Annotated in this window: 20 protein-coding genes and 1 tRNA gene; 11 read left to right on the forward strand and 10 right to left on the reverse strand. The window is 65.1% G+C overall.

Annotated elements, in window-relative coordinates; genetic code table 11:
• The 3 genes from QW881_RS25990 to hisC all read left to right on the forward strand — a co-directional run bounded on the left by QW881_RS25990 (position 1) and on the right by hisC (position 2,610).
• A complete protein-coding gene (locus tag QW881_RS25990) occupies positions 1 to 927 on the forward strand; it encodes an NAD-dependent epimerase/dehydratase family protein (RefSeq protein WP_315753727.1) in 927 nt (308 codons plus the stop codon).
• 430 nt (positions 928 to 1,357) lie between these two features.
• Positions 1,358 to 1,449, forward strand: a tRNA-Gly gene (locus QW881_RS25995).
• Between the two features lie 93 nt (positions 1,450 to 1,542).
• Positions 1,543 to 2,610, forward strand: a complete 1,068-nt coding sequence (gene hisC, locus QW881_RS26000) for a histidinol-phosphate transaminase (protein ID WP_315753725.1) — start codon at positions 1,543 to 1,545, stop codon at positions 2,608 to 2,610.
• Positions 2,611 to 2,697: 87 nt separating this feature from the next.
• Here hisC and draG read toward each other — a convergent pair whose 3' ends face one another.
• Together draG and QW881_RS26010 are read right to left on the reverse strand one after the other, a co-directional pair.
• Positions 2,698 to 3,588, reverse strand: a complete 891-nt coding sequence (gene draG, locus QW881_RS26005; protein WP_315753723.1) for an ADP-ribosyl-[dinitrogen reductase] hydrolase — start codon at positions 3,586 to 3,588, stop codon at positions 2,698 to 2,700.
• A gap of 12 nt (positions 3,589 to 3,600) precedes the next feature.
• Positions 3,601 to 4,425 carry an NAD(+)--dinitrogen-reductase ADP-D-ribosyltransferase gene (locus QW881_RS26010; protein ID WP_315753722.1) on the reverse strand — a complete coding sequence of 275 codons (825 nt, stop codon included), beginning with the start codon at positions 4,423 to 4,425 and terminating at the stop codon, positions 3,601 to 3,603.
• 733 nt (positions 4,426 to 5,158) lie between these two features.
• Here QW881_RS26010 and QW881_RS26015 point away from each other — a divergent pair.
• Positions 5,159 to 5,482 (forward strand): hypothetical protein, encoded by a 324-nt coding sequence (locus QW881_RS26015; protein ID WP_315753720.1) that lies wholly within the window; start codon positions 5,159 to 5,161, stop codon positions 5,480 to 5,482.
• Positions 5,483 to 5,591: 109 nt separating this feature from the next.
• Here the strand turns inward: QW881_RS26015 and QW881_RS26020 are convergent, their stop codons facing one another.
• On the reverse strand, positions 5,592 to 7,148 hold the full coding sequence (locus tag QW881_RS26020; RefSeq protein ID WP_315753718.1) for a glycosyltransferase family 39 protein: 1,557 nt from the start codon (positions 7,146 to 7,148) through the stop codon (positions 5,592 to 5,594).
• A gap of 468 nt (positions 7,149 to 7,616) precedes the next feature.
• Between QW881_RS26020 and QW881_RS26025 the strand changes: the two genes are divergently transcribed.
• Both QW881_RS26025 and QW881_RS26030 read left to right on the forward strand, forming a co-directional pair.
• The gene (locus QW881_RS26025; RefSeq protein WP_315734907.1) at positions 7,617 to 8,288 is read left to right on the forward strand and encodes a response regulator transcription factor; all 672 of its coding nucleotides are present in this window, start codon (positions 7,617 to 7,619) and stop codon (positions 8,286 to 8,288) included.
• 5 nt (positions 8,289 to 8,293) lie between these two features.
• Positions 8,294 to 9,745: a HAMP domain-containing sensor histidine kinase gene (locus QW881_RS26030; RefSeq protein ID WP_315753716.1), complete on the forward strand. Its 1,452-nt coding sequence runs from the start codon at positions 8,294 to 8,296 to the stop codon at positions 9,743 to 9,745.
• A 42-nt stretch (positions 9,746 to 9,787) separates the two neighbouring features.
• On the opposite strand, the gene QW881_RS26035 is transcribed toward QW881_RS26030, so the two are convergent.
• On the reverse strand, positions 9,788 to 10,951 hold the full coding sequence (locus QW881_RS26035) for a hypothetical protein (protein WP_315753714.1): 1,164 nt from the start codon (positions 10,949 to 10,951) through the stop codon (positions 9,788 to 9,790).
• 292 nt (positions 10,952 to 11,243) lie between these two features.
• Entirely contained in the window at positions 11,244 to 12,197 is a 954-nt protein-coding gene (locus QW881_RS26040) for an aldo/keto reductase (protein ID WP_316158838.1), read from the reverse strand.
• Positions 12,198 to 12,449: 252 nt separating this feature from the next.
• Here QW881_RS26040 and QW881_RS26045 point away from each other — a divergent pair, with 252 nt between their 5' ends.
• Entirely contained in the window at positions 12,450 to 13,688 is a 1,239-nt protein-coding gene (locus QW881_RS26045) for an NF038122 family metalloprotease (RefSeq protein ID WP_315753710.1), read from the forward strand.
• 214 nt (positions 13,689 to 13,902) lie between these two features.
• On the opposite strand, the gene QW881_RS26050 is transcribed toward QW881_RS26045, so the two are convergent.
• Together QW881_RS26050 and QW881_RS26055 are read right to left on the reverse strand one after the other, a co-directional pair.
• Positions 13,903 to 14,118: a hypothetical protein gene (locus QW881_RS26050; protein WP_315753708.1), complete on the reverse strand. Its 216-nt coding sequence runs from the start codon at positions 14,116 to 14,118 to the stop codon at positions 13,903 to 13,905.
• Between the two features lie 34 nt (positions 14,119 to 14,152).
• The gene (locus QW881_RS26055; protein ID WP_315753706.1) at positions 14,153 to 15,340 is read right to left on the reverse strand and encodes a TCR/Tet family MFS transporter; all 1,188 of its coding nucleotides are present in this window, start codon (positions 15,338 to 15,340) and stop codon (positions 14,153 to 14,155) included.
• Here QW881_RS26055 and QW881_RS32635 point away from each other — a divergent pair.
• The gene (locus QW881_RS32635; protein WP_409998943.1) at positions 15,318 to 15,971 is read left to right on the forward strand and encodes a HigA family addiction module antitoxin; all 654 of its coding nucleotides are present in this window, start codon (positions 15,318 to 15,320) and stop codon (positions 15,969 to 15,971) included. The genes QW881_RS26055 and QW881_RS32635 overlap by 23 nt on opposite strands.
• A gap of 251 nt (positions 15,972 to 16,222) precedes the next feature.
• Here QW881_RS32635 and QW881_RS32640 read toward each other — a convergent pair whose 3' ends face one another.
• A complete protein-coding gene (locus tag QW881_RS32640) occupies positions 16,223 to 17,092 on the reverse strand; it encodes a DUF3800 domain-containing protein (protein ID WP_409998942.1) in 870 nt (289 codons plus the stop codon).
• Between the two features lie 180 nt (positions 17,093 to 17,272).
• Between QW881_RS32640 and QW881_RS26065 the strand changes: the two genes are divergently transcribed.
• Positions 17,273 to 18,703: a hypothetical protein gene (locus QW881_RS26065; protein WP_315753704.1), complete on the forward strand. Its 1,431-nt coding sequence runs from the start codon at positions 17,273 to 17,275 to the stop codon at positions 18,701 to 18,703.
• 900 nt (positions 18,704 to 19,603) lie between these two features.
• Here QW881_RS26065 and QW881_RS26070 read toward each other — a convergent pair.
• Positions 19,604 to 21,628, reverse strand: a complete 2,025-nt coding sequence (locus QW881_RS26070) for a YgiQ family radical SAM protein (protein WP_315753703.1) — start codon at positions 21,626 to 21,628, stop codon at positions 19,604 to 19,606.
• A 132-nt stretch (positions 21,629 to 21,760) separates the two neighbouring features.
• Positions 21,761 to 22,447, reverse strand: a complete 687-nt coding sequence (locus QW881_RS26075) for a hypothetical protein (protein ID WP_315753702.1) — start codon at positions 22,445 to 22,447, stop codon at positions 21,761 to 21,763.
• Positions 22,448 to 22,553: 106 nt separating this feature from the next.
• Between QW881_RS26075 and QW881_RS26080 the strand changes: the two genes are divergently transcribed.
• Together QW881_RS26080 and QW881_RS26085 are read left to right on the forward strand one after the other, a co-directional pair.
• A complete protein-coding gene (locus QW881_RS26080) occupies positions 22,554 to 23,246 on the forward strand; it encodes an HAD-IA family hydrolase (RefSeq protein ID WP_315753700.1) in 693 nt (230 codons plus the stop codon).
• Between the two features lie 46 nt (positions 23,247 to 23,292).
• Positions 23,293 to 23,859 carry a hypothetical protein gene (locus QW881_RS26085; protein ID WP_315753698.1) on the forward strand — a complete coding sequence of 189 codons (567 nt, stop codon included), beginning with the start codon at positions 23,293 to 23,295 and terminating at the stop codon, positions 23,857 to 23,859.
• Positions 23,860 to 23,985: the final 126 nt, after the last annotated feature.

The following is a 23,985-nucleotide window of genomic DNA, read 5'->3' on the forward strand; positions in this document are numbered from 1 at the left end:
ATGCGCATCCTGGTCACGGGAGCCGCGGGCTTCATCGGTCGTGCGCTGTTGCGGCGGTTGCTGGCCGAGATGGACGGTGCCGACGTCACCGCACTCGATCTCGCCGGGGCGCCGCCGGGAGCGTCCGGTGCGCGTCTGTCCTGGATCAGAGGCGGCCTCGACGACCGGGTCGTGCTGGAGCAACTCGGCGCCGCGCCGTTCGACCTCGTGTTCCATCTTGCCAGCATGCCCGGCGCCCGCGCCGAGGCCGAGCCTGCGCTCGGCCGTCGCGTCAATCTGGATGCGTCGCTGGATCTGCTGCAGCTGCTGGCGCAGAGCCGACATCGGCCGCGCGTGGTCTATGCCAGCAGCATCGCGGTCTACGGCGCGCTCTCCCAGGCGCCGGTCAGCGCGTGGACGGAGGCACTGCCGGCGATCACCTATGGCGCCCACAAGCGGATGGTGGAGATTGCGCTCGCCGATTACACAAGGCGCGGACAGCTGTCGGGGATCGCGCTACGGTTGCCCGGTATCGTCGCACGGCCCAGACCCGTGAGCGGGTTCGGCTCCGCCTTCATGAGCGAGCTGCTGCATGCGTTGTCCGCAGGCGAAAGCTATGTCTGTCCGGTGTCGCCGGACGCGACCGCCTGGTGGTTGTCCGCGAAGGTCGCCGTCGACAATCTCATCCTCGCCGGAAAGCTCGATGTCTGCGGGACCTTGCAGCTTCCGGCGCTTCGTCTCTCGATCGCCGAGGTGGTAGATGGTTTGGCGCAGCTGTTCGGAACTACGCGCCCCGCGCGCCTATCGTTCGCGCCCGACGCGCGCATCGAGGCGGTGTTCGGCCGCTATCCCGAGTTGGATGCCAGCGTCGAGTTGGCACTGGGCTTCGCCCACGATGGATCGGTGGCCGACATGATTTCCAATGCGGTTCGCGCCAGGAAGTGCTGAGAGGATAGGCCAAACTCGCCGCAATGACCGCGCGAGCCTTGTGAGCAGGACGATGTTCTGGGGGCGCGTTTCGTTGCGCAGGAAGACGCCGCCGAACGTGCTGAAGCTGCCTGGTCGGCGCGGCGCGATCGACCTGGGCGAGCCATGGCGCCAACTCCCGTGGCTGAGCCCCTGCTGCCGAAGCTCCTGCAGCATCACCGAGATCCGGGACGAGATGACGGTCTGCATGCGGCGGTCCGGGGGCCTCGAAGCAGTGACTCGACAGTTTCCGATTGGCGGGCTTATTCGGACGTCGGCCCTGCGAGCGATCCAAACCAAGACGGCTTTTCAAACGGCTTTGGCAAATCGGAGAGTTCGAGGGCCTGACTCCGACGCTCTACGAAGATGTGCGATAAATGCCTCGAAATTAGGGACTATTGCGGCTATCGTTGCGCCGTGGCGTGCAGTCGGATAGCGTGGCGAAGCGATGTTTCTGAACTACCAATCCGAAGGTCGGACGTTCGAATCGTTCCCGGCGCGCCAGTTGCCGACGAACCACGCCACGTTCAATTCGTGCGTCGATCGCTTCCGGTCGATGCGTCGATTGGCGGATCTCGGGTGCGCAGGAGAACAATCTTGAGTCGCTTCTGGTCAGAGCTCGTTCATGGGCTGTCGCCCTATGTTCCTGGCGAGCAGCCGCAGATCCCGGGCTTGGTCAAGCTCAACACCAATGAGAGCCCGTTCGGGCCGTCGCCGAAGGCGATCGAGGCCATACGGGCCGCCGCTGCCGACACCTTGCGGCTCTATCCAGATCCCCAGGCAACGCGGCTGCGCGAGGTGCTCGCGGCCTATCACAAGGTCTCACCCGAGCAGGTGTTCGTCGGCAACGGCTCGGACGAGGTGCTCGCGCATACCTTTGCGGCGCTCCTGAAGCAACCTGCGCCGCTGCTGTTCCCCGACGTGACCTACAGCTTCTATCCGGTCTACTGCCGGCTGCTCGGAATCGATTACGCGACCGTTCCGCTCGATGCCGAGATGCGCGTGCGTATCGACGATTATGTCGACCGCCCTGGCCCTGTGATCGTGGCCAATCCGAATGCGCCGACCGGAATTGCGCTTTCGCGTGCCGAGATCGCACGGCTGGCTGCTGCCCACAGCGATGCGGCCGTCGTCATCGACGAGGCCTATGTCGATTTCGGCGCCGAGACGGCAATCCCGCTGATCCGCGAGCATCCCAACCTGCTGGTCGTCCAGACCATGTCGAAGTCGCGCGCCCTGGCCGGGCTGCGGGTGGGCTATGCGATCGGCGCCGCCGGCCTGATCGAAGGCCTGACGCGGGTCAAGGACAGCTTCAACTCCTACCCGCTCGGCCGTCCCGCGCAGGCTGGGGCGATCGCCTCGATCGAGGACGACGCGCATTTCCAACAGGCGCGCGTGGCCATCATGCAGAACCGCGCCGACCTCACGGCAGCGCTGGTCCGTCTCGGCTTCGAGGTCCTGCCGTCCAGCGCCAATTTCGTCTTCGTTCGTCATCCTGATCATTCCGGCCAGGCGCTGGCCACGGCCTTGCGCCAGCGCGCCGTGCTCGTCCGCCATTTCACCGCCCCGCGGATCGCGGACTATCTGCGTATCACCATCGGCTCGGAGACGGAGCTCGCGCGGCTGACGGACGCGCTGCACGAGGTGTTGGCGCAGAATGGTTGAGAGCTGTGGCTGAGATGACGATCGGTCGGAGCCGATCCGCCACGACCGGCACACTCTGCGAAGTCTGGATGCCATTGGTCCAAGACATCAGAACCGAGGCGCGCGCGCGATTTCCAGCAGCCGCGGCACCTGCGCGCGAATGGCTGCAGCCACGTCGCGGTCGAGCCCGTCGCGCCAGCGCGCAGGAATGGCCGCCAGCCCATAGGTGGCGCCGGCCAGCATGCCCGCGAGAGCGCCCGTCGTGTCGGCGTCGCCGCCCTGGTTGACAGTCTGCACCAGGCACTCTGTGAACGAGTCGATGGCGAGATAGTGGTGCAGCACGGTCTGCATGGTGTCGACGATGAAGGCCGAGCTCTGTCCGGGGTAGGGGACGAAGCTGAAGGCGCGGTGCTTGCCGATCAGAGCTTCGGCTTCGCGGCGGACGGCGTCCTGGCCCTCACCCTGCAGCAAGGCATGAGTCATGCGCACCAGCGCAACGCAGGCGTCGTCCGACAGCGGATGATGGTGCGTGGCGCGTGCCTGCGCCAGCGTCCACGTCTCGGCGTTGTCCGGTGCTTCGAGCGTCGCGAGCGCCACTGGCAGCACGCGCATCGCCGCGCCATTGCCGGCGTCGCCTTCGGCATAGACGCCTTCGACCGTGCCGTGCATGACGTAACGGCGGATGCCGCGGCGGCAGGTGTTGCCGACATCGGCCGGCCCGGTCCGGAGCCACGCCGCGAACTCCTCGCAGACGTCGCGCGCGTCGAAGCCGCCGTTGCGGATCAGCGAGCGTCCCAGCGCCAGCGACATCTCGGTGTCGTCGGTGACCTCGCCCGGCTTCAGCTTCAGCCAGCCGCCGCCGATGATGTCGCGATGCACGCCAAATTGCGCGGCGATCTCGCCTCGGGTCATGAACTCGACGGTGGCGCCGAGCGCGTCGCCGATGGCAAAGCCGAGATAGGCCGCGAGCGCGCGTTCCTCGACATCGAGTGCGGTCATGCTGCGATCCGCTCACACATAGTCGACGCTCACGCGGTAGTCGCCGCCGATCACGAGGTATTCGCCTTCGCCCTTCAGCGCATGTGACGACAGCAGGCCGTTGAAGAACACGATCTTGCTGACGGGGACGTGCGCGGTGAGGATCATGTCGCCGAAGCAGCCGGCGGTGTCGCGGTCGGAGGAGAACGAGACGAGATTGTTGAGCCGGACCACCGCCTCGCGCCGCATCGTTCGCTCCACGATCCAATGCTCGTCGAACGAATTGACGCCGCGATGCAGCGTCAGATGCGTCTGGTCGGGGAAGGTGAAGCGGCGCATGGCCCATTGGCAGAATTCGAACAGCAGATCGAGCTGCACCCAGATCGCATTGTTGTGGAAGCGGCTCGACATCTTCTCCTCGACATAGGTCGTCCAGGCCCGGCTTGCCACGGCTTCGATAGCCTCCTTGTGGAACGATGGGCCGAGGCCGAACCGGCTCTCGACCCAGCCCTTGAGCACGGCGCCTTCCGGGCCGTTGCTGTCGAAGCCCCAGCCCTGGATCAGCCGCAGGAAGGACGAGCGGAAACGCCGCTGGCCGCCGGACGTCGCGGCGCGTTGCTCGGGATCGAGCCCGAACATCGCCATCATGTAGGTGGTGAAGGCTTCGCCGGCTTCGGCGAGATGTTCGGCCTGATCGAGCATTGTGAACAGGCTGGGGTTCATCTCGGTGACGCCCCAGATGTGCAGCGGCACCGCCGCCTCGTTGAAGGCAGCGCTCGCCAGCCACTCGGAAGGACGCCCCACGAGGTTGGTCGAATGGCCGATGCCGCGGCGGGCGCGCTGTACTGCGTCGTTCATGACCGGCATGATGCCGGGTCGCGCAGTGTAAGGGAAGCCGTCGGTACTGACATGGCGGAGAGCTTCTGATTGTCAGCTGCAACCGCCCCAGCCGGTGCTACCATGACCACCGCAACCCCGCCGCTTGGCGCCTTCGAAATCGCCAGCAGGCAACTGCGTCGCTGTTGCGCTGTCGGAGCGGTTCGTCTGTGAAGTGCATCGAGCGCGCCTGCCGAGAGCGTTGTCTTCGATCTATTCGAAACCGGCTGCTCGATCGCGCGCAGTGTGTCAGCACGTGAGATGCCCGCGTCATCTGCGTCCACTGTAATGCTGCGGTAAGGCCGTGACGCTAGCTTCAATGCGTCCTTACGAGCGGCATCACATCGGTTTCGCCATCGACAGCGTGTCATGATGAGCCATTGCTCGCCGTCTCTCGATGTGGTGTTCGATCGGAAGGACATTGGAGCGCCGCCGCAGACCCGAAAGCCCGGCCTGATCAGGTCGGCTCCGTCCCACCTGCGGCACCTTCCATCATGATCTGGCGCCGCATGGCTTCGAACGTCGTCGGAGTCCAGTGAGCGGGCCGTTCGGTTTGTGTCCCAGCCCCACACTTCCGAACGGCCTGCAATGATGGACCTCGTGGTGACACTCGCGCTCACATGTTGGTCGCATCGTCTTGCGTCTGTAATGATACGGTAAGCCGCGGCCGCGAGTCTCCCGCAGCGACGGCTGAGCTGATCGCAAGGAGAACCCAATGAAACGAATTTGCGCGCTTATGATCGTGGCCTCGACCATGGCAGGCACGATCGCGACGCCGGCCAATGCCGGTGGCAACCGCGGAGCGGCGGTGGCGGCCGGCGTCGTCGGAGGTCTGGCGATCGGAGCCCTGATCGGGTCTGCGGCAACCGCCCGTTCCGCGCCCACCTATGTCTACAGCTATGAGGATTATCCGCCGCCGCGGGTCGTCTATCGTCGTCACCGCGTCTATGAGTACGACGCGGAATACGGCAACTATGGCGACGGCTATATGTCCGGCTACCGGGACGGCTATTCCGACGGATCCTGGGACAACGACTGAGACCGCCGCCCGAGCATACGACGCAAGGTCCCGCCAATGCGGGGCCTTGCCCTCGATCCGGACGTTCGGATGCGGTGACGAGGCTGCCGCGTCCAGCGTTGCCTCAACCCTATGGTTCCTGCGGCCGTGTCACCAGGAATGCGACCACCGTCCGTGTGCATCCTGTCCAGCCGAGCAGCCGGGCCTGCACCGCGAACTCGCGCTTGACGTAGTTGCCGGATCCGGCGGCCGCCGCTTCCGCGGCGCCGATGCAATCCGCCTGGTCGCGGAAGCACAGCGAAATCCAGCCTCCGCTGCCAGAGTCCGCACCGGTCTGGTGGGCTGTGGTGGGCAGACCGTAAGCGGGATGATCGGCGCTGTAGAAGGTGGTTGCGAGCGCGAGGCTCTCGGTGCCGCCGACATGCTCGAGCGGCTTCCCCGTCAACTCCCGCCATTGTCGCGTCGCTTCCCGCGCGGTCTGCTGGTAGAAGGTACGGCCTTCCTCATAGCCGTGCTTGTTGCGATAGAAGGCGTGGAGCGGCGCGGCGACGGCCGCGGCCATCACGGCGATCCCGACCGTCAGCACCGCGATGTTGACGGTATGGAAGCGGGCGATCCGATAGCTGGCGCCGCATACGACGATCACGACGAACAAGAACAATCCCTGCAGCGCCCATAGCGACGGCAGGTCGGTGCCCATGACCAGCGCGTTGATGACGGGCAGGCCGAGCGTGCCGATGGCGATATATGACAACAGCCGGAGGCCATCGTTCAGCGTGGCCATCTCCGTGGAGAAGTACCTGATCCTGGCGCCGGCGACGATCAGCCAGGTCGCGGCCGGCACGGCCATCGCGGCCGCGAGCCCCAGCAGGAAGAACAGGGAATCCCGTAACGACGTGGACAGGTTGGACCTGGCGTGCAGCAGCGCGTACTGAATGGGGGCCGCATCGTTGGCGACGAGCCAGTCGAGATGCATCGACAGCGCGGCGAGGCCCACGACGCCGGAGATCCACGGCGATGCCGATGTGAAGTAGGCGCGTCGCTGCGGATGCGCCATGGCGGCGAATGCGAAGCTCATCACCAGAAAGATCGAGTAGTACTTGCCGAGCAGTGCGAGCGCGGTCGTCAGGCCCGCGGCGGCTGCCCAGGGCAGCGTTCGCGTTTCGAACGCGCGCAGGAAGCAGTAGGTGGCGAGCGGCCACGTCGCGAGCTGCACCGAGTTGGCGTTGAAGCGCTGTGCGTGAAACTGATAGGCCGGCGTCAGCATCAGCAGCAGCAGCACGATCACCCGCTTGTCCCCAGTGACGAAACGGCGCGAGACGAGATCGACGCACCACAGCGCCAGCGCCGCATTGGTCATCGCCATCAGGTGGAATGACCAGTCGGAGAGAGGGAAGACGGCGGTCCAGGCGCCGGCGATCCAGCCCATCAGCGGCGGATGCTTGTCGTAGCCCCAGGCGAACTGCCGTCCGAATGTCCAGGTCTCGAGAACGTCGGGATGCAGGCCGGCGCCGGCATAGGCGATCGAGAGATAGGCCGTCCACACGGCCACGAAGCACGCCAGCAGCAGCGGCACCGCCCAGCCGGCCTCGATGCCGTCCAGCCAGCGCAGGAATGGAATGCGCCAAGCCGCCGGATGGCTGTCCGACCGTTCGGCGACGGTCGAGAACGCAAACTCATGGAACATGTCGATGTTGATCAATGATGAGGCGACGGATGGGACGCGCGATCGGCGGCCCCGCCGATAAAGGATGGCGGATCGTCCGGTATGTCCGGTCGATCATGCGGCAGGCTCCATGCGGGCGAATCCTCGGCGTTTGTTTGAGTGCGCCAGTCTCGGCCAAGACGATTACGAAAGGCTGACGTCACCGGCTTGCCGGCCGATGGAAAAACGGATCATCGCGCCGGGGCACGTCATACGACCGCAATCGCGCCAGCCGAGAAGCGGTTCAGCTTGCAATCGGAGATGTCGCGATAGGGCCAGTGCCCGCCAGCAGCGTGGAGTATATGAGCTGCGCGCGATCGGCGCTGGCAGAACGAGTCAACTTCGCTTGCGCGATCAAAACAAAGGTATCAGAACGCCGCCGACGTAATCCTATTGTAATCCCTCCGTAATGATAGGAACAGCCGATTGTCGATGATGCGGGAGAATCGCGTGCGCGTTCTGGTCGTTGAGGATGACCCCCAGCTGGGGATCTGGCTGCGGGATGCGCTCGCGACGGCGTTCGGCTCGTCGGACATCGTCACGACGCTCGACGAAGGGCGTGCGGCGATCGCCGTGCGCAATTTTGAGCTCGTGGTGATCGACCGCGGCCTCCCGGACGGCGACGGGCTGGCGCTGTTGCCGGACCTGCGGCAGCAGAAGCCGAGCCCGGCGACGGTCGTGCTGACCGCGCTCGATGACCCCGCCGACATCGCGCGTGCGCTCGACGAAGGCGCCGACGACTACGTCGCCAAGCCGTTCGAGCCGATCGAGCTGGTGGCACGGGCGAGGGCGGTGCTGCGCCGGCTGTTTCTCGACCGCGGCGCGACGGTCTCCATCGCCAATCTGAGCTACGACATCGTCAATCGCGCGGTCTGCGTCGAGGACGTGCCTATCGTGGTGCCGCGGCGCGAGCTGGCAATCCTTGAGGCGCTGGTCCGCCGCAGCGGGCGGGTGGTCCTGCGCGAGACGCTCGAAGCTGCGGCCTACGGCTTTGAGGACGAGATCCAGTCGAATGCCATCGAGGCCCACGTCTCGCGGCTGCGCCGCCGGCTGCGCGAGGCCAATTGCAAGGCCGCCATCAGGCCGGTGCGCGGCCTCGGCTATCTCCTCAGCGGCGAGTGACGCAGGTGAGGTGGCAGAAGCTCAGCCGCATCCGCCGCTCGATCACGTTGCTCTCGGCGACGTTGATCGGGGCGGTCACCACCATCATGCTGATCTGCGCGGCCGCCCTGCTGATCCGGTTCGGCGGCGACGATGACGGCACATGGGGCGCCGCCGACGTCGCCGATGCGCTGAAGGAGGCCGTATCCCGCGATGCCGGCGGCCAGCTGCTCATCAAGCAGACGTCGCGTCTCGACAAGATCATCCAGGATTTCCCGACATTCTGGTACGTCGTCTCCGACAAGAGCGGCGAGGTCAGCTACGGGCCGATTCCGAAATGGCGTCCGCACAAGCCTCCGTCGTCGCAGGACGGCACCAGCTTTCTGGCCTATGCGATCGATGGCGAGACGCGGAATTTCAAACGCATGACGGCCGTTCGGAATACGCCGGTCGGTGAGGTCTGGATCGAGACCGGCGGCGTCGCCTATACGTCGACGCAGCTTATGCTGGGCACGCTGACCGACGCGACGGTCGTTGCGCTTCCAATCATCCTGGTGCTGGTCGTGACGGTATTCGCGGCCCTGGTGTTCGTGCCGACGCTGATCGCGCGCCCGGTTCGTGCGGTGGCGCGCGCGGCCGAGATGATCGACGGCGTGCCGGACGGCCGACGGCTGCCCGAGCGGGACGCGCCGGCGGAATTGCTGCCGCTGGTCACCGCGTTCAATCGCGCTCTGTCGCGCATCGATCATGCCGCGGAGGCGCAGCGCAACTTCCTGTCCAACGCGGCGCATGAGCTGCGGACGCCGCTGACCAATGCGCGGACCATGCTCGAGGCAATCCCGGATGCTGGCTTGCGGGCACGTCTCGTCGGCGAGAACCAGAAGCTGTCGTCGATCGTCACCATGCTGCTGCAACTGGCGCGCATTTCGATGGAGCCGGTCGAGCTGACCGAGATCGATCTGGTGGCGCTGGCCCGGCGCGTCACGGCCGAGCATGTGCCGATGGCGCTGAAGGCCGGCCTCGAGATCGGCTTCGCCGGATGCGATGCGCCGGTCTCGATCCTCGGCTCGGAGCCCGCGTTGGCGGTCGCGCTCTCCAACCTGATCAGAAATGCCGTCATGCATGCCGGCGCCGGCGGTCCGATTCTCGTCGAGGTCGACGCGTCGGCGCGCCTGAGCGTGATCGATTCGGGGCCGGGCCTGCAGGCCGATCAGCCCGAGCGCCTGCTGCAGCCGTTCGAGCGCGGCCGCGCCCATGGCGACGGCATGGGGCTCGGGCTCTCGATCGTGTCGCAGGTCATGGCGACGCATCACGGCCGCGTGGCGTTGCGTGAGACGCCAGGTGGCGGCACCACGGTCGAGCTCAGCTTCGCGCCTGCCGCGCCTCAGCCGGGCGGCGCACCGGCGGCGGCCGAGGCGGCAATCCCGGCGGTCCGCCGCACAGCCGAGAAGGCCGCGCCGCTGCCGCGCTCCGTGTAACGATTCCGCGCCCCGACCTCGCGAGCCTCGCGCGGCCCGCGCTCAGCGCGGCTCCCTGCTCCGCTGCCACTTCAGGAAGTCGCTGTAGAGTCTCGCGGCCTCGTCCGGCGACATCCGCGCCTGCGCCTTGCGCTCGTCGAGAAACTTGCGGAATTCGGCCGGGTTGGCATCCTGGCCCGGCGACTGCATCGTGCGGGCGCCGTCGAGCCATTCCTGCGCCGCCTTGAAGCGGACCAGGCCCTGCACCGGCGCCGACAGCACGGTATCGCGCCATTTCGGATGCCGCGGCGGCGATTGCAGCACCTGGATCTTGCCGAACAGCGCGTCGACGAACCGCGCCGTGCGGCGATAGCGCTCGCTGTTCTCGGGCCAATTGTAGACCATCAGCACGGTCGAGGCGGCGACGGTCTCGACCTTGGTGCCGGGCGGCACCAGGTTCGGATATTCCTCGGACGAGAACGACGACGGCAGATAGATGTCCTGCAGCGCGTGGTCATAGGGGATCGTCAGGAGATGCAGCCGGCCGCCCTCGTTCTTGATGCCCTTGATGATCGGCGCGTCCTTCGACACCGAGGCGATCCAGGCATCGCCCTGGCCGTCGATCAGCTTCTGCAGCCCGCCGGTCGGATCGGTCTGGGAGTCGATGTCGGCGCGGATGCCGAGCCGTCGGAAGATCGTGCGCGCCGCCGGCAGGCCGATCGAGCGCTCGGCGAACACCCGCCGTCCATTGAGATCCTCCAGCGAGCGGATCTCGCGCCGCGCGACGATGTGGACGTCGTTGTGGAAGAGCTGCGCGATGTAGCGCACGCGCTGCGCAATGTCTGGAATGTTGTATTCCGTCTTCACGAATTCCAGCGCGTCGGTGGTGACGAAGCCCATGTCGATGTTCTTCAACATGATGATGTCGATGAGGTTCTGCGCCGAGCCCCTGCCGAGGATCGGCAGCACGCGCAGGCTCTCGCCCTCGTCGAGCACCGCGGCCATGTCGGAGCCCATGACCGACATCGGCCCGCCGATCGGCGCGGTGATCACGGTGACGGTGCCGGAGTTCAGCGCCTCGCGGTCCGGCAGCGTACCGACGGCGCCGCCGGTCGGCGGGCGCTGCGGCAATTGCTGCGCTCGGGCGCTGCCAGCCAGCGCCACGAGGGATGACAGAACACATGCAAATACGAATGCGCCAACAGCTACGCGCGCGACACGATTCACCGAACGCTTCCTCGATACATTCTAAATTGACAGTGGACTTAGCAGTTCGATCCCGGCCGAAGTTTGGCCGTGAGGTGGCGATCCGCGAGATGCTGCAAAGTCGCCCGGCCCGCTTCACGGCTGTGCTGAAAATGCGGTGCAGGAGCAGCGTGATCAAGTGCCGCGATCGAGGACCGGCGCTGAGCGCGCCGAATCCTCGATCACAGGCCGTGTTCGGTGGAGAACGATCGTACTGCGTGCGTGTCGAAACGTCGCACGCTCGGCGCTGAATGGTGGCGCCGCGCGCCGGCGCTCACGCGCTGGCCGCGTCGAGCCGCGCGACCTGATCCGCGGTCAGCGCGAGCTGCGTCGCCGCCACCAGGGTGTCGACGTGCTCGGGCTTGGTGGCGCTGGCGATCGGCGCCGTCACCGACGGCTTCGCCAGCAGCCACGCCAGCGCGATCGAGGCCTGCTGCGCTCCGGTCTCCCTTGCGACCGCGTCCAGCGCGGCGAGGATGCGCATGCCGCGCTCGTTCATGTATTTCGGAATGCCGCGCTGTCCGCGCGGGCTCTTGCCGAAATCGGCCTCCGAGCGATACTTGCCGGTGAGGAAGCCGGCGGCCAGCGAGAAGAAGGTGATGACGCCGACGCCGTAGTTCTCGCAGACGCGTTGCAGCGCGCCTTCGTAGGATGCGCGCTCGGCGAGGCTGTATTCCGGCTGCAGGCTCTCATAGCGCGGCAAGCCGCTCTTCGCCGACAGCTCGAGCGCGGCCTGCAGCCGCTCCGCCGAAAAGTTCGAGGCGCCGATGACCCGCACCTTGCCGGCCTTGATCAGCCTGTCATAGGCCGCCAGCGTCTCCTCCTGCTGCGGCGTCGTCTCGTCGTCCTTGTGCGACTGATAGAGATCGATGACGTCGGTCTGCAGCCGTCGCAGGCTGTCCTCCACCGCGCGCGCGATGTAGTCGGCCTTCAGCCCGACCTTGCCGTCGCCCATGTCCATGCCGACCTTGGTGGCGAGGATGATGCGATCGCGGTTGCCGCGCAGCTTCATCCACTTGCCGATGATGGTCTCGGACTCGCCGCCGCTGTGGCCGGGCACCCAGCGCGAATAGACGTCCGCCGTGTCGAGGAAGTTGATCCCGGACTCCAGCACCTTGTCGAGCAGGCGGAACGAGGCCGCCTCGTCCACCGTCCAGCCGAACACGTTGCAGCCGAAGCAGAGGGGCGGAACGTTGAGGCCGGAACGGCCGAGCGGGCGCATCTTCATGGGAAGGCTCTCGATCTGAATGATGTTGGCTGCATCCGTCGCGGACGCCTGCCGCAGATTGCCGTCATTCGTCGCGCGACACCAGCGCGGCAGGAGCATGGCGGGCCCGCCCGGCCGCATCCAAACCGTGGCGCGGCTGCCCCGAAGTGGGTCCGGCAGCGTCAGACTTTTCACTCACTTGCCGATGATGGTCGCAGCCTGCGAACGCCTCGCAGCTGGAGACGCGGGGGCCATGATCAAGGAGTCCGTCTGATGAACACGCTGACCTATGACCAGCTCGGGCTGAGCTCAGATGGCCTCATGATGCCCGATCCGGCCGCGGCGGCGAAGAACACGACGATCAATATGGCTGCGGCCGCCCCGCCTGTCGTGCTGCCGCCCGGCGCGGTGTCGGATCCGGTGGTGCATGCCGACGGCTCCGAGACCGTCTCGGTTCACACCGGCGGTCTCACCTTCAACCTCACCTTCGATGCCGCCGCTGCTGCCGCGCCCGAAAGCTTCCGCGCCGGCGTCGAGCAGGCTGCGGCGATTCTGTCCTCGGCGATCACCGATCAGGCCACCGTCAACCTCGCGATCGATTTCGCCGGCACCGGCGGCGGCGCCGGCGCCAATGTCTCCAATGGCGTCCTCGCCAACTACGCGCAGCTCCGAACAGATCTGCAGGACCACGCGGCGGCCGGCGACACGGTGTTCGACAACCTGCCGACGGGGCGGGCAGTGCAGGGCCATTCCCAGGTGTTCGTCGCCAACGCGCAGGCCAAGGTGCTCGGGCTCATCGATCCAAACAGCACGACGACGGAGGACGGCTTCGCCGTCTTCAACACCGACATCCCGACGCAGTCGCTGGTCGGCGTCGCGCTGCACGAGCTGTCGCATGCGCTGGGACGCGTGCCGTCGCCGGGCAATCTCGACATCTTCGACCTGTTCGACTTCACCAAGCCGGGGCAGCATCTGATCAACAACAGCATCAGCTCGGCGCCTCCCGCGTATTTCTCGCTCGACGGCGGGCTCACCAAGATCGCCGATTACGGCCAGATGTCGGACCCGGCCGATTTCCTCAACACTGGCATCCAGGGCGCCCGCGATCCCTTGAACGAGTTCTACAATCCGACCACGGCGCAGACGCTGTCGCCGATCGATCTCGTGGTGCTGGAGACGCTCGGCTACAACATCTCGACACCCAACACGCAGGCGCTGCTCGCCCAGATCCCGCACGCCGCCGGCGTCGCCGCACCGGTGCAGACGCCGCAGCAGGCCGCCGTGATCGCCTCCGCCGTGGCCGCCGAGACGGCCGCCAGCCTCACCAAGCTGGGTGATGCCGCCGGCGCCGCGCAGGTGCTGGCGAATGCCCAGGCCGACGCTGCTGCGCTGAATGGCACCGATGCCCGCGCGAACCATGACCACGCAACGGCCTATGCGTCCTATTCCGCCGAGCCGCACCACGATCCGATGATGCTCGCGATGCATCTGCACGCGATCAGTGCGAACTGAGGCGGTCGCTACCAGCAGAGGATCGATTGGGCGCGAGAAGGTCATCGCGTAGTCGATCTAAGTCATGCCCGCCATTTCATCGTCGTCATGGCCGGGCTTGCCCCGGCCATCTCCGTCGCACTCGCCTGAACTGAAAAGCGTGATGTAGCCAAGCGATCGGGCGGATCGGAGGCGGTCCGCTCGCGATCAATCGCCATGTGTCCGACGCGACAGGTCAGGATCGCTCGCGGTCGCGTTGTCGGTTGAGTTGACGCAAATAGCTCAAGCCGCAGACGGTCAACCGGCCGGGATCATGCACGCCCTGATCGGCCAGCCCGCGGATATGCCGCGCGAGGGCGCGCCGCGTTCTCTGGTCCAGATCGTGTCTGGCCACGCGACGATAGATCTGCATCGCTCGAAAGAGCGGCTTTGCGAGTTCGATCTCAGGCATGCGGGCCAACGGGCGGCGACGGCGATCGTTCCGATCAGGGCTTGGACGCCGGGTTGGCCGGGCGCAGCGTGACAACGACGGGAATGGCGATCGCGTAGATGGCGACGACCGACAGCCAGATCGCCCCGGGCCATTCGTCCCTGACGGCGAAGTACAGGCTCGAGAAGCCGAGCGGCGCAACGATCGAGGCGAGGCTGACCGTGGCGGCGAGCACACCCTGGAACTGGCCCTGCAAATGTGCGTCCACCTGCCGGGTGGCGATCGACTGCAGGGCCGGCATGCCCATGCCGCCGAGCGCGAACAGCGGCATGGCGCCGAACACCATCCAGCTCTGGTTGGCGAACGCCATGGCGGTGAGGGCCGTGCAGACACAGGTCACTCCGGTCAGGATGGCGCCGCGCTCGGTCAGCAACCTCACGGCCGGACCGGGAAGGAATATTTGGGCCAGCATCTGGCACACCCCGAAGGTGCCGAGCGACAGGCCGATCCAAAGACCGCTCCAGTGGAAGCTGTCGCCGCCCCACAGCGCCCAGCAGACGCCATAGGCCTCGCCGGTCGCGCTGAACAGGAAGAAGAGGAGAACGACCGGCAGCAGGCTCTTGACGGCGAACACCCAGCGCAGTGGCCGCAGCGGGTTCAGAACTGCGATCTCGATCTTGCCTGGGTCCGGTGGTCGCGATTCCGGCAGCATCAGCAACGCCAGCAGGACGTTGCATCCGTTCAATGCCGCCGCCACAACGAACGGCAGCCGCAGCCAATGGTCGCCGAGCGCGCCGCCGAGCACGGGCCCGATGATGAATCCCATGCCGAACATCGCATTGAGGAGGCCGAAGCGGCGGGCCCGCTCGTCCTCGCGCGAGACGTCGGTGATGTAGGCCGTGGCCACCGAGACGTTGGCGCTGGTGACGCCGGCGATGGCGCGGCCGAGCAGGAGCATCCAGAGATCGGGCGCAGCGGCCAGGAACAGGTAGTTGACGATGGCGCCGGCCAGCGAGACCAGCAGCAGCGGGCGCCGGCCGAGCCGATCGCTCAGCGAGCCCAGCACCGGGGCGCAGATGAACTGCATCGCGGCGTAGAGCGCCGTCATGACGCCGAGAAGGAACGCCACGTCGTCGGTGTGGGTCACGTCGTGCAGCAGCGCCGGCAGGATCGGAAAGACCAGCCCGATGCCGACGGCATCGAGCACGATGGTGAGATAGATGACGGCAACAGCCCTGGTCATGGCGCGCTCCGGTTCACGCGAGCCGATGGCGCAAACACGCGCGACCGCTCGCTGGAGCCTGACGATCTGTCAGGCGATCGATGTGTGGGAGACGCTGGGCCGGTCCATGCCAAAAGGCAGATGGACAGCTTGTACTCGGCCGCAGGCAACGACCGCTTTTCGCGACAGGCGCCATCTACACGCCGAGATCGGGCGGCGCAAGCCGCTTTTTCCGAACGACGATCGGTGCATTCAATGCATAGTCGAGCGAAGGCCGGTCAGTGGGCGCCTCCGCCGGAGCAGGGACTGCCGGGAGCGATCTCAAGTCGCCGAGATCGGCCGCGGCGATGACCAAGAAGCTCAAGCCTCGCGTCCTGGCGAGGTTCTGCGCGAGGAATTCCTTATTCCGATCGAAATGTCGGCCGGTGCCGTCGCCAAGGTCTGCGGCCTGCCGCGAACCCGCATCGAGCGGATCGCCAGCGAGCAGACCGGCATCACGGCCGACACAGCGCTCAGGGTTGCCAAGGCGCTCGACACGACGCCGGAGATCTGGCTCAATCTGCAGACGGATTACGATGTTCAGATCGCGAGGCGCGATGTCGGTAAGGCTCTCGATCGCATCGAGACCGTGAACAAGTCGCGGGCGGCCTGAGATGGGAGATGCCCTTAGGCTCTGGCCATTTGGTACAGCGCTGCCTTGAGGCGACGCGTGCCCAATGGTGATGAGCCGGCAGAGCGTGCGGGGCGCGACGGCGTCAGTTATGTGCAGCGTCACTGTAATTCCCGCTCAGCTTTGGCTTAACCTACAGACGACTACGGTGCCGAGATGGCGAGCGCGATCTCGGCAAAGCCGATCCTGTCCGAGATTGGGGGCTCTTCAAAAAAATGCAGCGCCGAGCGGTGTCATAGGCTGTACCCAACCGAATTGAATGCGCGCCTTTGATCAGCGGAAACTGGTCCACGAAATCCGTCGGGGAGTAGCTTAAATCCGTAGTCTCGCGGACTCGATCCTTTGCGGATAAACTTGCGACTTAGTATTTCTAGATACTCCGGCATACAGTTCCCAAACCAAGATTCATCGAGAGATCGGTACACTGCGCTGGCAGCGCAATCCGCGATCTGCAACCCAGCTTCATCGCGGTTGCGTCGAGCTTCAATGGTCTTTGGGTCGACTACAGCCCAATCGATCTGTCCTCTATTGTTGAAGTAGTCTCTGCTGCGGCGCTCTGTCTTGAGTTTTAGTAGATAAGCTCGCGTCTGGGAGTAAGAGAATTCCTTTCGAAGAGAGAATGTGATCTGTATTGATCGTATCTCGCCATATGCCTGTACCGTCCAGCGCCGACACTCTGCGCTGGCTCGTTCAAGTAAGTACCGAGTCAAGTTGTTGTAAAACCAATTGTATCGACGAGGTCGATACTTGCCTCGTACGAACTCCATGTTTCGGGCTTCGCATCGAAGATTTCTGTAGCGCGCCATATTCCGCTTGTTTGACACGATCGCCACCAGCCCAATCTGAGTTCGGGCTAGTGCTTTCAGTAACGCAAGTTTTTGGTTGTCATCTAAGTCTCGGAAGTGAACCTCGTCGTGCGGGGCTAGCCCAATCTCGCGTTTGACATCGTTAAACGAGCGGATCAATGCTTGATAGCGAGTGGTTCGCACAAGGACGCCGCAGAGAACGAAATACTCAGAGGCGCCGTCCTCATTGAGCGGGCGAATGCGATCGAGGCCCTCATCGCCAGCCTCATCAATGAAAAGAAGAAATCCACAGCTCATGGCTCTTAGGCTCTGTACGTGTTGCTATTCTATCCATAGTCAGGTGTGATGCTCTGCTGAAATCTGAGGTAGAGATCTTAGCTTAGGCGACACGTTGTTGAGAAGCCTGCAGGCTTAAGCCTACGACCTTGCGTCCCTAAGGTCGACGTTTAGGTTTGGCGAAGGGAGTGGACACCGGTCATGGCTCGTAAGGCTCACCACCGCGATATTTCTCCAACTCTACTTGCTGCGACGCAATGGATTGAGCGATGCCTCATCAATGACGGCTCCCTGTTCCTGCCTGGAGCCCTCTGGACCCTGCCAAACGTCGAAGAGGTATCAAAGGCGTTTGTCGATCATCCGGATCACGGAGACGATGATTTCCTGACTAAGCTCAAAGGGCAGATAAATCCGGCTTCGCCGGAAGCCCGTAGGCTCATGGCAGAGATGATATGGAGTCTGCTGCTGTTTCCTTCCAATATGAAGGCCGCAACAAAGCGGCAGCAAATAAGAGAGATCTGGGCTCTTGGCGGGTCTGGCTTGCATGAGTCGGAGCCGCTACTTGAGGAAGGCGTGCTGAGAGGCGTGGGGTCTGGGGGGGCAGGTTTTAACGCTTATCGTCCGAGCGAGCTTGAATACCTCCTGGCACTCGTGAGAGATCTCAAGGCGCGACCTTCCGCGGATCGCATTAAGATACTAGGCGACTATGATGAATTCGTTCTGTGGATTGCCCAGGTTCCTCGAAAGGGGAGTCGACAGTTTAGGCATATGCTCCGCTTCTTTGCGTTTCCCGATCTTGTGGAACGTATCTCGTCTAACAATGACCGACGTAAGGTTCTGATCGGCTTTGGTGTGGCCCCTGCCAACGAAGTCAAGGGCTGGTCGGATATCCAATTGGACAAAGCGCTCTTAACGCTTCGGGAGAGCCTTGAAGAAAAACACCCAGACGAAATCGTCGATTTCTACAGTTCAAGTTTAAAGCCCCGTTGGTCAAAAGACCAAAAAATAAGAACAGCCGATGGTGAGGTGACCGTTGTTGTCCCAGTCGATAACGACGATGACGAAGAAGTTGTTACGGATGAATTTCTTGCCGATACATCAACGGAGCTGCGCCCATCCTACCAAATTCAAGCAAAGCTTGCCGAAATCGGTGCGCGAATAGGATTCAAGATTTGGTTGCCACCAAGCGATCGGGCGCGAATTCGTTCTTTCATGTCCTCAGTTGATCAGCTGGCGCTTCTCGACGAGCTGCCGCTTGTCAATGAAGGGGCCACACTGAGTACAATTGAGCTGATTGATGTCATCTGGCTGTCTGGGCGGACCATCGTGCGGGCGTTCGAGGTGGAGCACACCACAACAGTTTACTCCGGCTTACTGCGTATGGCTGACTTGTTAGCTCTCCAGCCGAATCTTGCAATCCAGTTCCATATCGTCGCTCCATCAGAAAGACGGGAAAAGTTCTTTAGAGAGATAAGACGGCCGGTCTTCTCGCTCTTGAATGGGCGTCCTCTCGCAAGGAGCTGTACGTTCATTTCGTATGAGAGTGTAAATGCTATCCGAAGCATTGAGCACCTTGCTCATCTCAATCACACGATTATTCGCGAATATGAAGAACAAGCCGACGAAAACTAATTGATGCCGGGACTTTTAATCGAGCTGCCATTCGTGGCCCTGGACTAGTACGCCCGACGGGCAATTCCCGCATCCCCGTCATGCGCAGATTGCCCGTCGAGCCAGTTTGTCGCACGTCGTTCGGCTTGCATCGTCGGGCAAATCGCGACGATCCTCTCGGCCATCCCGCTCGCGATGAAGAGGGGCGTTTCGGCCGATCGTCACGGAGCGTAGCAGCGGGGAGCGTTGGACGTGTCGGGTTCGGGGCTTTGCGCAAGCGGGCCGACGGATGAGCCTGGTGCGTACGGTCAAGTCGCGTGGTCCTGGCCTCCCGATGCTGAGGTCAAGCCGGTTGATGATGCGGAGACGCGTCTCGCCGGTGATGGGGGCAAGAAAGCCCGGTCCCCAGGGAGATCGCGAAGCAGCCGTTAAAACCAGCGCGCGGGGAAGGCCGGGTCGTCCGGCTGAACCGTGGTACCTGCCGCCTGCATTTTTTTTCTGCAGGCGGGCCACGGACCTCAGTCGAGGTCCGGTCTTCCCCGCGCCCTCTCGTTTCTCGAGGGCGATGTCGGCAGCATGACCCGGGCGCGAATGGCGCCGCGGGGCTGCGGTGGGCTGTTTGGAGAAATCGTGCAGTGGATGTGGTGCGTGGGCGCGGATACGTCGCGCTCGCGATGCTCATCACGCCTGTGAGGTGGAACGGCCATGCGACACACTCAGTGTCGTCCCGGCCTTGAGCCGGGACCCATCACCACCGGCGGATGTGTGAGGCACGCTGGTGGCTCAGGATGTGCCCAACACGTCTCCCTGTGGTTATGGATCCCGGATCTTCGCGCGCGATGCGCGCTCGTCCGGGACGATGGGGGAGTGTGGGGCGCGGGCTTGCCCTTGACGCCGAGATCGGAGGTCGTCCAGCGCGGACTACTTCCTGATCCGCACACCCTTCGTCGTGAAACGCTGCGGTCTCTGCTCCGGGCGCACCGGCCGCCGTGTCGTTGCGGCCTTGCCGGTGCCCGGCGGCTGATGCGCCGGCACCAGTTGCTCGGGACGCGAGCCGATCAGATCGGCACGGCCCATCGCCCTGAGCGCATCGCGCAGCACCGGCCAATTATCCGGGTCGTGATAGCGCAGGAATGCCTTGTGCAGCCTTCGCTGCCGCAGGCCCTTGATGGCTTCGACCTTGTCACTACCGCCGTGACGCACGCCGCGCAGCGGGTTGACGCCGGTGTGGTACATCGCCGTTGCGGTCGCCATCGGCGACGGCAGGAAGGTCTGGACCTGATCGGCGCGGTAGCGGTTCTTCTTCAGCCACAGCGCGAGGTTCATCATGTCCTCGTCGCTGGTGCCGGGATGGGCGGCGATGAAATACGGGATCAGGTAGTACTTCTTGCCGGCCTCCTTGGCGGCGGCGTCGAACATCTGCTTGAAGCGGTCATAGCTGCCGATACCCGGCTTCATCATCTTGTCGAGCGGGCCGCGCTCGGTATGCTCCGGCGCGATCTTGAGATAGCCGCCGACGTGATGCGTGACCAGCTCCTTGATGTAGGCCGGGCTCTCGACCGCGAGGTCGTAGCGCACTCCGGAGGCGACCATCACGCGCTTGACGCCCTTGACCTCGCGCACCTTGCGATAGAGCCGGATGAGATCGTCATGCGAGGTGTTGAGGTTCGGGCAGATCTCGGGGAACACGCAGGACGGCCGGCGGCAGGCGGCCTCGACCTTCGGGTCCTTGCACGCCATCCGGTACATGTTGGCGGTGGGGCCGCCGATGTCGGAGATCACGCCGGTGAAGCCCGGTGTCTTGTCGCGGATGCGCTCGATCTCCTGCAGGATCGAGCCTTCCGAGCGGCTCTGGATGATGCGGCCTTCATGCTCGGTGATCGAGCAGAAGGTGCAGCCGCCGAAGCAGCCGCGCATGATCGTCACCGAGAACTTGATCATATCCCAGGCCGGGATCTTGGCATCGCCATAGGACGGGTGTGGCGCGCGGGCGTAGGGCAGATCGTAGACGCTATCCATCTCCGCCATGGTCAGCGGGATCGGCGGCGGGTTGAGCCAGAGGTCGCGGTCGCCATGACGCTGCACCAGGGGACGCGCATTGCCCGGATTGCTCTCCCGGTGCAGCACGCGCGAGGCGCGGGCATAGGCTTCCTTGTCCGCCTCGACCTGCTCGCAGGACGGCAGCCGAACCACGACGTCGCCCTTCTCGCGCGCAGCGCCTTCGTCGGCGGAGTCGAGATCGTCGGCATGCAGCTCGACAAAACCCTCGGGCACTTTGCGGAACAGCGCGGTGCCGCGCACCGACTGGATGTCCTTCGGCGCTTCACCTCCGGCGATCCGGTGCGCGACCTCGATCACGGCGCGCTCGGCATTGCCGTAGATCAGGATGTCGGCCTTGGCGTCGGCGAGCACCGAGCGGCGCACCTTGTCGGACCAGTAGTCGTAATGCGCGATGCGGCGCAGCGACGCCTCGATGCCGCCGAGCACGACCGGCACGTCCTTGAACGCCTCGCGGCAGCGCTGCGCATAGACCAGCGTGCAGCGGTCCGGCCGCCTGCCGCCTTCGCCATTGGGCGTATAGGCGTCGTCGCTCCGGATGCGGCGATCGGCGGTGTAGCGGTTGACCATGGAGTCCATGTTGCCGCCGGTGACGCCGAAGAACACGCGTGGTTTGCCGAGCGCCTTGAACGGCTCGGCGGAGTGCCAGTCGGGCTGCGAGATGATGCCGACGCGAAAGCCCTGGGCCTCGAGCAGCCGGCCGATGATCGCCATGCCGAAGGAAGGATGGTCGACATAGGCGTCGCCGGTCACCAGCACGATGTCGCAGGCGTCCCAGCCGAGCGCGTCCATCTCCTTGCGGCTCATCGGCAGGAACGGCGCAGGCTTGAGGTCCGCGCGATGGCGCGGCCAGGAACTCAGCGGTGGGGCGGTGAGGGCGATGTTCATCGCCCACGCATAGAGCCGCGGCGCTGCGAGTTCAACCGAAGCCCCGGTCGCAGGCGAGGGCAGGTGGTCAATTTGTCCGGAATGGTTCCCGCGGCATTGCGCGGGCGATCTGACGTCGCAGTTTCTGCCGTCTCAGTTGAGGTGATGCGACGCGCCGTTGCGGCGCTTGAGCCAGCCGTGCCCGAAATAGGCCAGCAGCGCGGCCGCGGCGAGCATGATCCAGATCGAGGGCATCTTCGAGCGCGGGCTGCCGCCGGCCTCGCCGACCGTGACCGGCGCCATGCCGGGCTCGGTCATCGACACCAGCCGCAGGCCGGCGGCGTCGGTCGCGCGGCGCATGTCGGCGATGGCGGAGTGGGGCAGCGGGTCGGCGGCGAACAGCCGACCTGTCGCCGGCGCGTCGGACGCGGCGAGGTCGCTCGGCGGTGGCTCCAACGAAGACTGCGTGGCCTGGCTGCCGGAGGGCAGCTGGGCGAAGGAGTTCAGGTTGGCCGGCCGATGCGCCTTCGGCCCTTGCTGCGCCATCCGGTCCGGCTTCTCGGCCTTGTCCATCTTCTTGGGCGTCATGCTCTGCGGCACCGCGACCCGCACCTGCGGCCGCGAATAGGACGCCGACTGGGTGACGGCCAGCATGCGGTCGGACCAGGCCATATAGGCCTTGCAGAGATCGTTGCAGTACTGGCCGTTGACCATGTCGCCGTTGGCGGATCCGGCCTGCGCGGAGCCGGGTGCGGCAATCCAGATGACGGAGACCAGCGCGGCGGCCGCTCCGAGCCTCGACGATGTCAAAACAGGCAATGCGCTCAACTGGCCGATCATCGCAATTTCCCCCGTCGCGGTTTCACGCCGTTTGGGGAATAACGACAGGCGGAATGGTCGAGAGTTGGATCAGATCGCGTCAACATCCGGATGAGTTGAGGTCAATTTGCTGATGCGAGGCGTTATCAATAAGGGGCGGGCTTTGCTGTTCGACATCGACGGCACGCTCGCCGACACCGATGCGCTGCATCTGCAGGCCTTCAACGCGGTGTTTGGGCCGTATGGCCACGTGTTCGACCGCGCGCGGGCGGCACGCGAACTGCTCGGCCGCTCCAATCTTTCGATCTCCGTCCAATTTCTGCCGGATGAGGCGCCCGAGAGGCGCGCGGCGGTCATGGCGCAGAAGGAGGAGGTGTTTCGCAGCCTCGCCGCCGGCGCGGTGCAGCCGCTGCCGGGCCTGACGGCGCTGCTCGATCGGGCCGCGGCGGCGGCGATTCCGGTGGTGGCCGTGACGAACGCGCCGCGGGCCAATGCCGAGCTGATCCTGCACGGGCTCGGGCTGATGGACCGGTTTCGCGCCGTGGTCATCGGCGACGAACTGCCGCACGGCAAGCCGCACCCGCTGCCCTATCTGGAAGGCCTGCGTGCGATCGATGCCGTGCCGGAAAGGTCGGTCGCCTTCGAGGATTCCCGCGCCGGCATCGCGGCGGCGACGGCGGCCGGCATCGCCACCGTCGGCATGCGCACCAACCTCGGTCACGACGAACTGATCGCGGCGGGCGCGGCGCTCACTGCGGCGGCGTTCGACGAGGCCGACGTGCTCGATCTGGTGATGGCGCGGCTGGGAGAGAGAATGTGAGCCATGACCCGCTTCCGGCGACGATACCGCCGGCGGCGGAGCTGACATGTCGCTGACATCGGGCAACAGCTTGCGGTCACCGTCCTTGCGCGATGGTCTCGACGAACGCGGCCGCCGGGTTGGCCGTCGCGAGATCAAGGTGAGACGCATGCGCAAGTTGTTGATCGCGGCTGGTCCCTCGGAACTGTCGTTCCGGCTGATGCTGCAGGTCGATGAAGAGGGAGCCGCGTCCAGTCAGCGCGGCCGGCGCGGCAGCGGAGCCGGGCGAGCCAAGCGCGCCGATGGCCGCGCCAAGCGTTCGGCCCGGCGGTTTCGCTGGACGCGGCCGTCGCGCGCAATGGCCGCCATCCTTCGCGGCTTGCGGGCGACGCTGCTGGCTCTCTCCCCCGTGGAGATCCTGAGCGATGTGAGCGTACGGCAGGAGAGCTTGCGGGACATGTCGCCGGTTGTGCCGCGGCTTCGCGTCGTCAGCGGCTGCGGAGGAGCGCGCGAGGCCGCCGCCGTGCCGGCCGCCGCGCCCAATGCGATCTTCTGCGCTGTGGCCACGCCCCGCCATCACGTCCGGTCGATGGACACGCCACGCGCCCAGCGCCGGCGGCTGCGCGCGCGCTGATCGCGTCACCGCATGCGTGCCCTGCATGCTCTGTCCGTCGCACCTTGCTTGTCCGCAGCCCGATGCCGTGATTGAAACGGACGGTGCGCGCCAGGCTCGCTGTGCTCGCCTCGCAGGAGGACGGAT

Source organism: Bradyrhizobium sp. SZCCHNS3016 (assembly GCF_032484535.1).
In the GTDB taxonomy this organism is placed as follows: domain Bacteria; phylum Pseudomonadota; class Alphaproteobacteria; order Rhizobiales; family Xanthobacteraceae; genus Bradyrhizobium.

Coding starts and splice junctions, on each gene's coding strand:
- QW881_RS26065 (WP_315753704.1), top strand. CDS start 17,273: ATGGCTCGTAAGGCTCACCACCGCGATATTTCTCCAACTCTACTTGCT.
- QW881_RS26075 (WP_315753702.1), bottom strand. CDS start 22,447: ATGATCGGCCAGTTGAGCGCATTGCCTGTTTTGACATCGTCGAGGCTC.
- QW881_RS26045 (WP_315753710.1), top strand. CDS start 12,450: ATGAACACGCTGACCTATGACCAGCTCGGGCTGAGCTCAGATGGCCTC.
- QW881_RS26055 (WP_315753706.1), bottom strand. CDS start 15,340: ATGACCAGGGCTGTTGCCGTCATCTATCTCACCATCGTGCTCGATGCC.
- QW881_RS26040 (WP_316158838.1), bottom strand. CDS start 12,197: ATGAAGATGCGCCCGCTCGGCCGTTCCGGCCTCAACGTTCCGCCCCTC.
- QW881_RS26070 (WP_315753703.1), bottom strand. CDS start 21,628: ATGAACATCGCCCTCACCGCCCCACCGCTGAGTTCCTGGCCGCGCCAT.
- QW881_RS25990 (WP_315753727.1), top strand. CDS start 1: ATGCGCATCCTGGTCACGGGAGCCGCGGGCTTCATCGGTCGTGCGCTG.
- QW881_RS26085 (WP_315753698.1), top strand. CDS start 23,293: ATGTCGCTGACATCGGGCAACAGCTTGCGGTCACCGTCCTTGCGCGAT.
- QW881_RS32635 (WP_409998943.1), top strand. CDS start 15,318: ATGACGGCAACAGCCCTGGTCATGGCGCGCTCCGGTTCACGCGAGCCG.
- draG (WP_315753723.1), bottom strand. CDS start 3,588: ATGACCGCACTCGATGTCGAGGAACGCGCGCTCGCGGCCTATCTCGGC.
- QW881_RS26050 (WP_315753708.1), bottom strand. CDS start 14,118: ATGCCTGAGATCGAACTCGCAAAGCCGCTCTTTCGAGCGATGCAGATC.
- QW881_RS26020 (WP_315753718.1), bottom strand. CDS start 7,148: ATGTTCCATGAGTTTGCGTTCTCGACCGTCGCCGAACGGTCGGACAGC.
- QW881_RS26010 (WP_315753722.1), bottom strand. CDS start 4,425: ATGAACGACGCAGTACAGCGCGCCCGCCGCGGCATCGGCCATTCGACC.
- QW881_RS26015 (WP_315753720.1), top strand. CDS start 5,159: ATGAAACGAATTTGCGCGCTTATGATCGTGGCCTCGACCATGGCAGGC.
- QW881_RS32640 (WP_409998942.1), bottom strand. CDS start 17,092: ATGAGCTGTGGATTTCTTCTTTTCATTGATGAGGCTGGCGATGAGGGC.